The sequence below is a fragment of the Gordonia sp. CPCC 206044 genome (genome assembly GCF_048537895.1).
Taxonomy (GTDB): domain Bacteria; phylum Actinomycetota; class Actinomycetes; order Mycobacteriales; family Mycobacteriaceae; genus Gordonia.
The window spans coordinates 44,761-58,007 of the sequence record NZ_JBCLVL010000017.1; the positions used below are offsets into that span (position 1 = coordinate 44,761).

The following is a 13,247-nucleotide window of genomic DNA, read 5'->3' on the forward strand; positions in this document are numbered from 1 at the left end:
GTGCTCGACGGGTCCGACAAGCTCGGGCGACCCCGCGTTCAGCTGGGACGATGTTCCTCGCGGTCGAGCAGCGACCTCTTGATGGGCAGCCCGTAGCGGAACCCGCCCAGCGAGCCGTCGGTCCGCAACACGCGATGGCACGGCACGAACAGAGCGGCGGCATTGCGGGCGCAGGCCGCTGCCGCGGCACGGATCGCGGCGGGCTTGCCGGCCAATTCGGCGAACTCCGTGTAGGACACGGGTTCTCCGGGAGTGACCGTCCGCAGCACCGACCATGCGCTCTGTAGGAATGGGCCGGAGCGCTGTCGGACCTCGATCTTGTCGATCGCGGTGAGTTCGCCGTCGTAGTACGACTCGACGGCCCCGCGGACGTCGTCGAGACGATCCGTCTGCTGCAGCGACTCGGGCCGCAGTGTGGGGTGGATCAACTGGGCGAGGTACGCGGGGTCGTCGATCCAGCCGGATGCCAACACCACGTCGGTGTCGTCGGCGACCACGGAGAACGGGCCGTCGGGGGTGGACAGGGTGAACCACTGGGCCGTCGTGGATGTGGCGGTCGGCGACTCGGTGGCGGGTGCGATGGTCATCGGTTTCCTCCTGCGGAGACGGTCGGGTGAAGGGACGGAGCGTGCGACATCGTGGTTGCCGGCGACATCGGTTCTGGAAGCGGGGGCTGCGCCTGTCCGGACACGGGGAGCTCGGACGCAGGGAGTTCGGACGCAGTTCGTCGGGACACAGCGTGCTGAGACATCGTGGATTCGGTCAGGGCGGGCACGGTCAGCATCGGTTCGGTCGCCGACAAGCGGTGACGCCACAGGTGCATGGATGCGTACGACCGCCACGGTGACCACGTCCGGGCTGCCGAGCGCAGGTCGAGGCCGAGGTCGTCTGCGGCGCGGCGCACCACGAGATCGTGATCGAGCATCGTGTCTGGATCACCCGTGACCCGCATCGTCACGTAGTCGGCCGTCCAGGTTCCGACACCGGGCAGGGTGAGTAATTCGTCTCGTAGATCAGACGCAGCACACCCCGCATGCGGTTCCACGCGTTTCTCGGCGAGCGCCCCGGCGGTTGCGACGATGGCGTCGATGCGTCGTCGAGGGCCGGTCAGTACCTCGTGGCCGCGCGCCGCGATGGTCGCCGGGTCGGGGAACAGCATCCACGGCTGCGGGCCGGTATCAGTGGTGGTGTCAGCAGCAGTCGCGGCGGTGATGGCCGCGTCGTCGGGCCAGGGGAGAGGTGTGCCCAGTTCGGCGACTAGTCGGCGGACGTGGTGTCGAGCGGCCTTGACGCTGATCTGCTGCCCGATCATGGTGCGGACGAGTGTTTCGGCAGCGTCCACCGAGCCCGGGACGCGCAGCCCGGGGGCCTCGGCGATCAGTGGCGCCAACGACGGGTCCGCGCGCAACGCGGCGTCGGCGCTGATCGCGTCGGCGTCGAGATCCAGCAGTCGACGCAGTCGGTTGACGGCGACGCCGAGATCACGCATGTCCAGATGTGCGACACCCGCGACGATGTGCGTGTCGGCCGGTTCGATGGTCACCAGCGCCGGTCCATGAGGCAGTCGGATCACCCGCCGGTATCGCCAGTTGGCGCCGGAGTCCGGCGGACCGTCGTCGAGCGCTTCGACGCCTGGTGCGGCGTGCGCAGACAGGAACCAGCGCAGCCAACGGGTGTCCAGCGGTTGGCGGTGGGCCAGTCGGAGCGACACGCCTCCCAGCGCTGCAGCGTTGTGCACCGCGGACGGTGAGGGCAGGGCGCGCAACCGCGTCGGCGTGAGGCCGAAGACGTCGCGGATCGTGTCGTTGAACTGCCGCACACTGTGGAAACCGGCGGCGAAGGCGATGTCGGACATGGACATCGGCGTGCACTGGATGAGGACGCGTGCGGTGCCGGCGCGGTGCGCACGGGCCAGTGCGAGTGGTCCCGCGCCGAGTTCGGTGCGCAGGACCCGGTTGAGGTGCCGGGTGGTGTAACCGAGTCGGGCGGCCAGTCCGTCGACCCCTTCGCGTTCGACCGTGCCGTCGGCGATCAGCCGCATGGCCCGTGACGACAGGTCGGCGCCGGCGTTCCATCGGGGCGATCCGGGAACGGCGTCGGGTGCGCACCGACGGCATGCCCGATAGCCCTGTTGTTGGGCGGCGGCGGCCGTGACCACGAAATGCACGTTCTGCGGCTTCGGCGTCTGCGCCGGACACGACGGCCGACAGTAGATCCCGGTGGTGTGGACGGTGACGAAGAACTGTCCGTCGAAGCGTGCGTCACGCGACTGCACCGCCCGATAGCAGCGGTCGAAGTCGAGGCTCGCGGTGGTCGCGGATGTCGTGGTCACCACCCCACTGTGACACCGAACCCGAAAACCTTCTGGCGGTAATCGGACATGGCGATGAACCGCCTGAACGTTGGGCAAAATCGTGACGTAGGTAACATTTCCTGGCAGCATGAGCGCCATGAACACACCGTTCGGTGGTCACCGACAACGAGGTCGGAACCGCGAGCTCCCGCTCTCCGAATTCCCGGCGTGGGGGCTGGAAGTGATGATGGGCCTCTACGGTCCGGAGACCGTTCAGAAGGCATGCGCGGACGAGCGGGTCGGTGCCCTCTCGGGCAGCCCGGCCGTCGGTGCACTCGCTCCGCCGGCGCACAGCTCACCACCCGCGGATCGTATCGACGACACGCGGACCACCGATTCCGATGCCACACAGGTGGCGCCGATCGGCCTACAACTCGAGGCCGTCAACGAACTGGTGCGCTACATCGAGCGCAGGCTTCGGCACCACCACTGAGCAGATGCCGACCGCGCCGGTCACGACGCGCCGACACCACGACTCGCGCGCAACGCGCCATCGGGCTCGCCGTGTGTGACCATCGTTGCCGTGACTGACGAATCGGGCGTACCCGACGACGCCGTCGGAGCGGACGGAGCCGGAGACGACGAGGCCGCGACCGACACCGCGAGTTATCCGAGCCGCGCCCAGGTGGTGCTGGCCGGACTGCGGTCGAGCGCGATCGTCGGGATACAGATCGTCGCGGTCGTCGCGGCGCTGTGGATCGTCCTCTGGGTCGTCGGCAAGTTGTGGGTTGTCCTGCTGCCCGTGCTGTTCGCGATCATCGTGTGCACGGTGTTGTGGCCGCCGGTCCGGTGGATGCGCAATCGCGGAGTGCCCGGGGCCGCCGCATCGCTGGTGATGATGCTCGTCGGCGTCGGTGTCCTCGCCGGGGTCATCGGATTGATCGTGCCGTCGATCGTCAGCCAGGCGCCCGAGCTCGCATCGCGCGCCACCGACGGTGTGCGGAAGCTGCAGGACTGGATTCAGGGTCCGCCACTCAACGTGCAGGACGATCAGCTCGACAACATCGTCAACACCGTCACCAACAAGCTGCAGTCGAGTGCGTCGACGATCGCCTCGGGCGTGTTCAGCGGTGTGGGCACGGCGACGTCGATCGTGGTCACGCTGTTCACCGCACTGATCCTGGTGTTCTTCTTCCTCAAGGACGGGCCTCGGTTCGTGCCATGGCTCGACCGCACGTTGGGCAAGCCGTCGGGGACCCACGTCGGCGAAGTGCTGCTGCGCATGTGGAACACGCTCGGCGGATTCATCCGTACCCAGGCGATCGTGAGTTTCGTCGACGCCGCACTCATCGGTGCCGGGTTGTTCATCCTCCAGGTTCCGCTGGCCGGGGTGCTGGTGGTGGTGACCTTTCTCGGTGGGTTCATCCCCATCGTCGGTGCATTCGTCGCCGGTGCGTTGGCCGTGCTCATCGCCCTGGTGTCCAACGGGCTGACCACCGCGTTGATCGTGCTGGCGATCATCTTGGGTGTGCAGCAGCTCGAGGGCAACGTGCTCCAGCCGTGGTTGCAGTCGAAGTCGATGGACCTGCACGCGGTGATCGTGTTGCTCTCGGTGACCTTGGGCGGCAGCATGTTCGGCATCACCGGTGCATTCCTCGCGGTGCCGGCGGCGGCATCGCTCGCGGTGGTGTTGCGCTACCTCAACGAGCAGGTCGCGACTCGCGCCGGTGAGACGTTGCCACCGGCAGGGGAGCCCGTCGGCACCCAGCTCGGGGTGCCCGACGATGCGCCTGACGAAACGGGATCGTCGAGACGACGGGACGGCTCCCACCGCCTGACGGCGCGGCCGATAGACTGGTCGTCCGTGAGTCTCACCCTCGGAATCGTCGGCCTGCCCAACGTCGGAAAGTCGACCCTGTTCAATGCGTTGACCCGCAACGACGTGCTCGCGGCGAACTACCCGTTCGCCACCATCGAGCCGAACATCGGCGTGGTCGAGCTGCCCGACAGTCGGCTCGATCGGCTCGCCGAGATCTTCTCGAGTGAACGCATCCTGCCGGCCACCGTGTCGTTCGTCGACATCGCCGGCATCGTCAAGGGCGCGTCCGAGGGTGAGGGAATGGGCAACCAGTTCCTCGCCAACATCCGCGAGGCCGACGCCATCTGTCAGGTGGTTCGGGTGTTCTCCGACGACGACGTGGTGCACGTCGACGGCCGCGTCGACCCGGTGTCGGACATCGGTGTCATCGAGACCGAGCTCATCCTCGCCGACCTGCAGACGCTTGAGAAGGCGCTGCCGCGCCTGGAGAAGGACTCCCGCAAGAACAAGGACCTCGCGGAGACCGTGAAGGCCGCGCAGCAGGCGCTGGACATCCTCAACTCCGGCAAGACGCTGTTCTCGCAGCATGATTCGTTCGACCTGTCGTCGGTCCGCGAGCTACACCTGATGACCGCCAAGCCGTTCCTCTACGTGTTCAACGCCGACGAGTCGGTGCTCACCGACGATGCGCGCAAGCAGCAGCTCCGCGACAGCATCGCACCGGCCGACGCGGTGTTCCTCGATGCGAAGGTGGAAAGCGAGCTCCTCGAACTCGACGACGAGGACGCCCAGGAACTCCTCGACTCGATCGGGCAGGACGAGCCCGGCCTGCGCTCCCTGGCCCGCGCCGGATTCCACACGCTGGGCCTGCAGACCTATCTGACCGCGGGTCCGAAAGAGGCCCGGGCCTGGACGATCCACCAGGGCGACACCGCGCCCAAGGCCGCCGGCGTCATCCACACCGATTTCGAGAAGGGCTTCATCAAGGCCGAGATCGTCTCCTTCGACGACCTCGACGCCGCCGGCTCGATGGCCGCCGCGAAGGCCGCGGGCAAGGTGCGCATGGAAGGCAAGGATTACGTGATGCACGACGGGGACGTCGTGGAGTTTCGGCACTCATAGAACATCTGAATTACGGGTGGAAGCCCGCAAGCGGATCATGTGATGTCTGTCGTCTTCAGGATGATCGAGTCGGATGCGCAAGCTTGCCATTGGTGGAAGCAGAGCGCTCTGCCGTACGTCGCTTGATTCAAAGAAGTGGGAGGCCATGACCGTGCGCAATGTGACAGTCGTGGCTCCGATCTCGTCTCTTGGCGGGCGCAGGTTCGAACCCCAGGCCGAGCTGATCTTGCACGACCTCGCTGAACCTGCCGCAGCTTCGCTCCCTGGCACCGCTGGCGAGGTGTTGCTCATCCCCGAGATGCCCAGTCCCTTGGGCCTGCCCGACTTCATCGCTCTGGCCGGGGGTCGGGACTGGCTTCAAGCGCGCGGCGCTGTGGGCATCCAGCCGCTTCTCGCCGAGGCCGACTGCTCGGTGCTGGCGGTGCTGCATCCGGGACAGGCGCTGTCGTCGGCGACGATCGCTCGGCGAGTTGGATGGTCGCCCGCGGCTCTCGAGCCGGTGCTGAACCGTCTTCAGAGCGCGGGTGCAATAGAGAAGACCCCAGGCGGCGCGCACAGGGTGAATCCCGTGCTGGTTCCGCGAGGATCAGTGTTCGCCCTGGAAGCGAAGGTGAAGGACTGGCAGAAGGCGGTCCTCCAGGGCCGCGCGTATCGCTCGTGGGCCGATAACTACGTTGTGCTCCTGGGGGATGTCGGTCCGGTGGCAGTGCGTCGCGCCGCGGAGCGCGTCGCTCACGACGGAGCGGGGCTGTATTCGTCCTCAGGATGGGTCGTCAGGCCGCGCGCGAGGCGTCCCGCACCGGCGAAGCGCCTCTGGGGCTTCGAGCACCTGTACGCCGCAACGGCGTCCTCAGCTCCAGCCCTCTGACGCGGCGAAGAGGTCGAGTCCGTCAAGGAATGGCTTGATCCAGCGGTCGGGGCCGATCGGCGCGCCGGTGATCCGTTTCACGTCCTGCCATTCGGGACGAGCCTCCGTGTAGCGGCGTCGCAAGGCGGCGATTCGGTCGCGGCCGGTCAATCCGTTCAGCTCGTCGACGATCGTCGTAAGGATCGAGGCGTGGTGCTGGAACGCCTGCTCTGGCTTGGGGCCGATGGTGCCGGGTGTAAGCCGCGCGGCCAGAGGTTGTTTCTCCGAGGACAACACGGAGTACTCGCGGTTGGAGAGCCCGCCCATGAGCCCGCCGAGGGTCGGGCGCTGGTACCAGCCGCCCCCGTTCTGATCGCCTTCGCGCTCCTCGAAGTCCTGGTAGGCGCAGATGCGCTGACGGATGTCCCACCCGGTCCCGACCGCCTCCGCTCCGGCGGCCACCGCGGGCAGCGCCGCAATGTCGCCGAAGGCGACGCGCACAGGACGGTCCTGGCTGAGCGCGAAGGTCGTGCGCATCATGCCGTAAACCTCTTCGGCGGTCGCGCCCGGCGGCATCGCGTTGTCCGACCGCGTCACGACGAGCAGCCAGCCGGCTGGCTCGAGCTGGTCGAGGGCCCCGACGTGGGCGTCGAGCTCCGCGCCGGCACCCCAGAACTGCTGGTCCCCAGCAAGGGTGAGCCATGCGGCGGGCTCTGCGTCGATGGCCTCCTGGCTGAACTCGAGCGCGCGCTGGCTCGCGGGCGTGTCGGGGTAGGACACCAGCAAGGAGGGGGCGAGGAGCGGGCTGGAGAGCTCTCTCTGAATGGCGTAGACCCGGTCGATGTGGTCACGCATGGCAGGGCGCGACGACATGTCGCCTCGTGCGCCGCCCCAGAGGTCCCACGTGTCGTAGTGCCGGAAGTCGCCAGCGCGGGGCATGCCCAGCGCATAGGTCATCGGGTCGAACCAGAACTCACCACCGGCCGCTCGGATCTGTTCGGACGTGTCCTGCGCCGAGCGCTTGAAACCATTCGCTAGACGCGGGGAGGTGAAGGGCGACAGGTATGCGCCGGTCGCGTACCCGCCTCGTACGGCGCTCGTGGCCCATTTGACCAGCGTGTTGCGGGCCGTGTCGCCGAGGAAGACTCCCATCACGCCGCCTCGAACGCGCGCTGCAGCGCGTCACCGTTGCGGTACCGGCGTGCAGGCTGGGGGTGGAGGCCCCGCTCCACGACCGCGACCAGACCGTCGGGCAGATCCGGGCGCGCGTCTTGCAGAGGTATGTGCTGCGCGGTCCGCAGGCGCTGGAGGTACTCGTAGTCGTCACCCTTGTAGGGGACGGGCGGGTGGCCGGTGGCCGCCAGGTAGACCAGGGCGCAGCACCCGAAGACGTCGGACGCGGCCGTGGGAGAGCCAGAGTACGCCTGGAGGTGCTCCGGCGTCATGAAACCGCGGGTGCCGGGCTGGCCGCCGACGGTCAGCCCGCTCCGGAGAGTGTGCTTGGCGAAGCCGGGGTCCATCACCACGAACTTCCCAGACGCGAGCCGTTGGACGTTCCCAGGGCTGAGGTCGCGGTGGATGACCTTCTTCTTGTGCAGCGCGCCAAGTCCGGCCGCCACGTCCCGTCCCAGCGCGAGCAGGTGCTCCGAAGGCCACCCCGATCCGCCGTAGCGCAGGTCTGTGCCGTCGAGGAGCTCCTCGAGCCAGAAAACCGCGACGGGCGGGTCGCCGAGCAGTTGCAGGTCCGAGCTGACGGCGACCACGTTGGGGTGGTTGACGCTCTTGAGCAGGTCGACCTCGCGCCGAGCGCGCTCGAACGCCGCCGGGTCCGCAGCCAGACCGAGGTCGATGAGCTTGAGCACGCTCTCGGTGCCGTCGGGGTGCGTCACGACATGCACCTGCTTCTGCCCGCCCTGCACGAGGGCGCGCGCGGGGGTGACGTCCAGTCGAGAGCAGGCTTCGTGCAGCAGGTCGGTCATCTCATGATCCTGGCATGTCTGCGCCGGGTGAACGGGGTTGGCGCAATCGTGTCGCGGACCCGAGCATCGGTGTCGCCGAGTTCGGGAGCCACCGACGCCGCTTCCGGTGCGAGGTCAGGTTCGGTGGTCGTGGGTTCGGCCGTCGGCTCGACCGTCGCTGCACCATCGGCAGGGGGGAATCAGGTGCGGGCGTGTCGACGACCGGCGAGCTGCACCCTGAGCTGGACCGGTCGGTCCGCATGTGTCGACGAGAGACAGGGCCCGACGATCGTGACGACAAGGTGCCCTCCGACCGCAGGATCCGGAGGTCCGGTACTCATAGAGCGACTAGTGACTGACCCCTGGTTGACGACGATCTGCTGCACGGAGAGCCGGTCCCGTTTTCAGCTCTACTGCTCGAACGTTGGGATTTCGTCGTGCCCTCTTGGCGACCCGCAAAGAAGCCGTTACTCCTCTGGAAAGAACGCGGCTTTGAACAGATCAGCAGCGTCCACCAGATCGGCTGTGGTGACCTGGAGCTCGCCCCGGGTGACCGCATCGCTGCCGTCCTCGGTCAGCACCCACGTCACGGAGATCGACGCCGCCTGCGGGTCCTTCGCAAGGATGACGTAATCGTCCTGGTCGCTCGTCCACGGAGCGTTCGGCCGGAACGACTCGGGCGTGAGCACGACTTCGGCATCGCCGTCGCGGTTGCTCCACGAAACGGGGTACTCGCGTGGCGTGATTCGGAGGGCGTCGTGGGCGAAGCCGATGCCGAAGGGCTCCTGCCGTCGCACGATGCGTTCGACCAGCTTCTCGTAGTCCGCGTCGTCAGGCTCGAGGTACTCCACGGCCTCGCAATCATGGAAGGTCAGGATGAGGTGGGGTTTCGCGACGAACCGGTCGCGACTGACGACCCTGATTCCCACGCCAGGCAGACCGACGCCGATGAGGTGTTCCCGCCCCTGCTCGATGTTGACGGACCTCTCGCTCCGCCACGACTGCAGGCGCTCCGCTCGTTCCTCCGGGGTCGGTGGTCGTCCTCCGGCCAGGATGCTTGACGCCAGGAGCGCCGATGTCGATGCGAAAGCGCTCTGTCCTGGTTCCTCGCGCTCGGCGAACTCTTCCTCCGCGAAGTCGTACAGGCGCTCCAGCACCTCGTCGACGCGATCGACGCGCCCGATCGAGCCAAGGATGTCCACTCCAAGTTCGATCGGCGGCTTTCCACCGCCCCGGGCCCGCTCCACGAGCGCCAGTACCTCGCCGGCCCGGGCCGGGCGCGTGTTGCTGGTGCCTCGAACATAGATCGCGCCGTCCTCGAGGCTGTCGCGGCGGTCGTCGCCCTGATAGCTCTTGTGGCAAGGGTAGATCGACTGCCCGTCCTCCGGCGGCTGGGCGATGACGAAAAGAACCTCTTGGTCGGAACTGACTCCGATCCGGCCGAACTCGACGGCAGGGAACTGCGGCCCGAGGTAGGGGCGGAGGCGGTCCTCGAGCTCGTGGGCCTCGGTGCCGCGCGGCACTCCGGGAGCACTCGCCTTCTGCGCGCCGATCACTAGAACCGCGTAACCGTGGAAGTGCCGCGCCGCTTCATGCGGGCGACGGTTGGCAGCCCCCAGGAGGAACTTTGCGATTTTGGCGGCGGTCGCCTTGCTGCTCAAGTCGAGTGGGCTCTTGACTTCGAGGTAGGTCGCCTCTGCCTCGTCCCCGACGGCGATCACGTGGTCGAGGATCCCTCGCAGCGCACGCTCGCCGAGCGGAAGGACGGTCGTGTCGAGCGCGGGCGCCCTGGCGTCCGAGTCATCTGGAGGCGAGAGATCCGGCATGGAACGATTCTCCCATTCAGATCGAGGGGCCCCGGGGCGGAAGAGGAATCGCGACTAGGCTTTGACGATGCTCGGCACTGGGCGTCCATGCTCCCAGATCTCCCAGCTGATCTTCTTGCCCAGTTCGCCGAAGCACCCTTGGACACCGAGTCGGTGAACGCAGAACCACCAGGCGTCCAACTCATCTGCGACGAAGCCGCGGAGCCTCTTCTCGTAGTCGTCGAGTGCGACGTTGTCGCCGAACGGGACCTCGTGGAACTCCTGCCGTTCTCCCTGACGTGCAGCTCGACCCGCTCCCAGTATTCGGACGGCTGGTCGAGTTCGCCGGGCTGATCGGTCGCCAGAATGTCCAGGTGTTGGAAGCGTCCCAACTTCCCGTACCGGGCGAACGTGGCGAAGACGAGCGGGATGACGGTGCTCGGCTTGAGGTGCGCCGCAAGTTGAGCGGAGTATCCACTGGCCGTCGTGCGCTCGAGCCCGTCGTCGATCGCCTCCAGAAGGCGTGCGTTCAATTTCTCGATGTTGTGGCCCCATCCGATGAGTTCCGACTTCGTGGGCCAAGCGCCAGCATCGTCGACCGCCTTGCATCCAAGCACGACCTTCATCGCCTTCTCGACCCCAATGCTGCCTTGAGTGAAGACCGAGTCGCCGTCGATGTGTACGTAGCGCATCTCCCGGATCGCCTTGACCGTCCCGCGGAGGAGGTCGCGCACGGAGCCCGATTCCTCGAGAAGGGCGAATCCCTGACGCATCGAGAGCGCCGGGTGCAGACCCGCACGACGCCGTTGAGGCGAGTTCGATGCCATGCTGACCGTCTTTTCCCAGTTCCGATTGCCCTGGGTGTCAAGGATAGGAACAGAAGTATTCGACCGGTTAAGCGAATCCCTTCGCGTGCACCTTGGACGCTGTGCCCGAGACGCGGCCGGCTTCCGAACCCTAGGTGTTGGAGCGGTCGAGACGTCGAGGTCCCTGCGCGATGCCGGGGGCGGGGTCTGTCACCGAGCGACACAGGAATGCTGAGTCATGACGTTAGATCGGAACTGTAATCGGCATCGTTAGACGAGTCGCGTTCCGATTCAACATTACGAACGGAAGCTAAGCTGACCTGCGAAAACGCTCGCGGGGGACTCTGAGAGATGGGCATCATGGTCCGTCTCCGAACGTGGTGGAGTTCCGGTTCAATGTGTAAGAGCCGACAGAAGCGACCGCTTCGCATATCGGGGCCAGGCGTTGATCCGTGGGGTGACTGGGCCGGAGGAATACCCGAGGCTGGTGGAGATTTGGCGCAGTGCCGTCGACGCCACGCACGACTTCCTCGCCGAGCCTGACCGTGACGGGATCGAATCGCACTTGGCTTCCGACTACCTGCCGCAGGTCGATCTGCACGTTGCCGATCAGGACGGTCTCCCCGTCGGGTTCGCAGGAGTCTCCGGGGATAGCCTCGAGATGCTTTGCGTTGACACGCGCCGGCGCGGCGATGGGATCGGTACTGGTTTGCTGTCGTTCGTCGTCGCCGAGTGCGGTGTGAGGACCGTGGACGTCAACGAGCAGAATGCGCAGGCGGTCGAGTTCTACCGTCATCGTGGTTTCACCATTGTCGGTAGGAGCGAGCTGGACGATCAAGGCCGCCCCTACCCGATCTTTCACATGGCCCTCAGTGGCGAGGATGCAGGTCCCGAAGCGGTGGAGTCTCGCTTCAGCGTGTAGTCGGTTTCTCGTTTTGCCGTTAGGGATCAGAAGTACTGGACGAGGCGAAACTCGTGATCCTCGTGATCGAGCATGACCAGAACCACGCTCTCATCGTCGCCGTGCTCTTTGGAGGGTTCGATCCCGAGGAGTTCCCCAGAACGTCGACATCCGGATCGGATCGATGCAGTCGATGGTCATCCCTGACCAGTGATTGGTCGTGTCGCCCGTCCATCGCGCTTGTCGACTACTGGTGCCACGCTGACTCTACATAGGAACGCGGTCAGGATTGAGCGGTGGCTCGAATGGTGTGACGTGGTTGGGAGCCACATCCAAGAACTGTTAGGGCAGCATGAGAAGCCGAGCGCGTCTCATTCGTCCAAATCGAGAACCTTGTCGTATCGCCTTGATAAAGTCTGGTCTCTTGACAGAGGAACTGGCGAAGGACAGTCATCGGCATGGAAGCTCTACTAGTAATCGCGTTTCTAGCGTTCTCGGGTTGGGTCGTGTATCGGATTGTTCGATACATTCGTAAGGAGCGGTACTTCGCAAGCGACGAGTTCTCGACTCACCGGTCTCGGATCGCAGCGTTTGTTTCGGAGCATAACGAACTGGCTCACTACATCTCCGAAATTCGAATGGGCGAGACTTTTGGACTTGGTGTGTCTTATACAGGCGCGCAGGCTCATCTGGCATCGTTCGAGAACACCAGTAACTGGAACTACCGCCGAGACCGGAACGTGGCGACCTACTATGCGCCGAATGTGCATAACTGTTCGCTTCAGGTGGTGCGTAACGCCAGCGGAGATCCTCTCAAGTACGTGATGAAGTACTTCGGCATCAAGGCGGATGAGGTGAGCCTCGGTAACGTCGAGAGCCTGGGCAACAGCATCACTCGGCTCGAAGAGGCCGTGGCGAATCTGCATCAACGTGAAGCGAGTATCACGCAATCGATCAATCCGCCCGCATTCATTCTGAAGCATTACATGGACGAGTTCATGAAGCACGTCGGCGTGGAGCTTTCGCCGATCACGGTTCCTTATCCCGTATACGTCTTTGAGTACGTCAGTGCCGGCGGGAACAGCTCGCAGCGAACAACCGTCACGTTGGATACCCCGACAATCGACGCACTGGTCGAGACTCTTTCGCAGAAGATCCGCTGGCGAAAGAGTGCCGCGGGGCAGCGTGCGCTGATGACATCCAGATTGCGCAACTCAATCAAGACACGCGACAATCACACTTGCCGGTACTGCTCTGTGTCACTCGCGGCAGAACCCCACCTCCTTCTTGAGGTGGACCATATCGTCCCTGTCTCCCGGGGAGGTATGTCGACTCCCGAGAATCTGCAAACCCTCTGCTGGAAATGCAACCGGTCCAAATCGAACAAGATCGCGATGCAGTGACCTGTGTTCGCATTGGTTGATGGGGAGTGCACGGCTTGGGGTGGCGGGGCCGGCGGGCGACCGGATTCTGGCACCATATCGGCGACGATCCGAACGAGTGGCCGGTGTTCTACGCCGACTTCCGCTCGTTCGTGTTCCTCTATCACCGCGGAGGGATCGCTGCGTTCATCGCCGACCTCGTGACCGGTCAATACCCGCGGCGACTGGTCGGCGCCGACGCGACGGAGGGGGCGATCTTCGTGCCGCAGTTCGTCTGACCCTGTCGACCTCAGGGTAGCTGGTGCGGGTCCGAG

At 65.6% G+C, this 13,247-nt stretch carries 11 protein-coding genes and 1 pseudogene; 7 read left to right on the top strand and 5 right to left on the bottom strand.

Annotated features, from left to right (window positions below; genetic code table 11):
- Positions 1–38: 38 nt before the first annotated feature.
- Both AAFP35_RS22255 and AAFP35_RS22260 read right to left on the bottom strand, forming a co-directional pair.
- Positions 39–587 (bottom strand): methylated-DNA--[protein]-cysteine S-methyltransferase, encoded by a 549-nt coding sequence (locus tag AAFP35_RS22255; RefSeq protein WP_419223837.1) that lies wholly within the window; start codon positions 585–587, stop codon positions 39–41.
- Positions 584–2,332, bottom strand: a complete 1,749-nt coding sequence (locus AAFP35_RS22260) for a DNA-3-methyladenine glycosylase 2 family protein (protein WP_419223838.1) — start codon at positions 2,330–2,332, stop codon at positions 584–586. The genes AAFP35_RS22255 and AAFP35_RS22260 overlap by 4 nt, the downstream gene beginning before the upstream one ends.
- A gap of 109 nt (positions 2,333–2,441) precedes the next feature.
- On the opposite strand from AAFP35_RS22260, the gene AAFP35_RS22265 reads away from it, so the two are divergent.
- From AAFP35_RS22265 to AAFP35_RS22280, 4 genes and pseudogenes are all read left to right on the top strand, one after another.
- Positions 2,442–2,786, top strand: coding sequence for a hypothetical protein (locus AAFP35_RS22265; RefSeq protein WP_419223839.1), 345 nt, complete (start codon positions 2,442–2,444; stop codon positions 2,784–2,786).
- A 75-nt stretch (positions 2,787–2,861) separates the two neighbouring features.
- Positions 2,862–4,085, top strand: a pseudogene (locus AAFP35_RS22270) (AI-2E family transporter); the annotation flags it as partial.
- A 72-nt stretch (positions 4,086–4,157) separates the two neighbouring features.
- On the top strand, positions 4,158–5,234 hold the full coding sequence (ychF, locus tag AAFP35_RS22275) for a redox-regulated ATPase YchF (RefSeq protein WP_419223918.1): 1,077 nt from the start codon (positions 4,158–4,160) through the stop codon (positions 5,232–5,234).
- Positions 5,235–5,307: 73 nt separating this feature from the next.
- A complete protein-coding gene (locus AAFP35_RS22280) occupies positions 5,308–6,102 on the top strand; it encodes a MarR family transcriptional regulator (protein ID WP_419223840.1) in 795 nt (264 codons plus the stop codon).
- Here AAFP35_RS22280 and AAFP35_RS22285 read toward each other — a convergent pair.
- The 3 genes from AAFP35_RS22285 to AAFP35_RS22295 form a co-directional block, all read right to left on the bottom strand.
- The gene (locus tag AAFP35_RS22285) at positions 6,085–7,233 is read right to left on the bottom strand and encodes a hypothetical protein (RefSeq protein WP_419223841.1); all 1,149 of its coding nucleotides are present in this window, start codon (positions 7,231–7,233) and stop codon (positions 6,085–6,087) included. The two genes, AAFP35_RS22280 and AAFP35_RS22285, sit on opposite strands and share 18 nt — an antisense overlap.
- Entirely contained in the window at positions 7,233–8,060 is an 828-nt protein-coding gene (locus tag AAFP35_RS22290; RefSeq protein WP_419223842.1) for a serine/threonine-protein kinase, read from the bottom strand. Before AAFP35_RS22290 ends, AAFP35_RS22285 begins: the two co-directional genes overlap by 1 nt.
- Before the next feature lie 446 nt (positions 8,061–8,506).
- Positions 8,507–9,865, bottom strand: coding sequence for a hypothetical protein (locus tag AAFP35_RS22295; protein ID WP_419223843.1), 1,359 nt, complete (start codon positions 9,863–9,865; stop codon positions 8,507–8,509).
- Between the two features lie 1,230 nt (positions 9,866–11,095).
- Here AAFP35_RS22295 and AAFP35_RS22300 point away from each other — a divergent pair.
- The 3 genes from AAFP35_RS22300 (at position 11,096) to AAFP35_RS22310 (ending at position 13,211) form a co-directional block, all read left to right on the top strand.
- On the top strand, positions 11,096–11,572 hold the full coding sequence (locus AAFP35_RS22300) for an acetyltransferase (RefSeq protein ID WP_419223844.1): 477 nt from the start codon (positions 11,096–11,098) through the stop codon (positions 11,570–11,572).
- Positions 11,573–12,009: 437 nt separating this feature from the next.
- Complete coding sequence (locus AAFP35_RS22305; protein WP_419223845.1) at positions 12,010–12,954, top strand: HNH endonuclease; 945 nt, start codon at positions 12,010–12,012, stop codon at positions 12,952–12,954.
- Positions 12,955–13,058: 104 nt separating this feature from the next.
- On the top strand, positions 13,059–13,211 hold the full coding sequence (locus AAFP35_RS22310) for a hypothetical protein (protein ID WP_419223846.1): 153 nt from the start codon (positions 13,059–13,061) through the stop codon (positions 13,209–13,211).
- Positions 13,212–13,247: the final 36 nt, after the last annotated feature.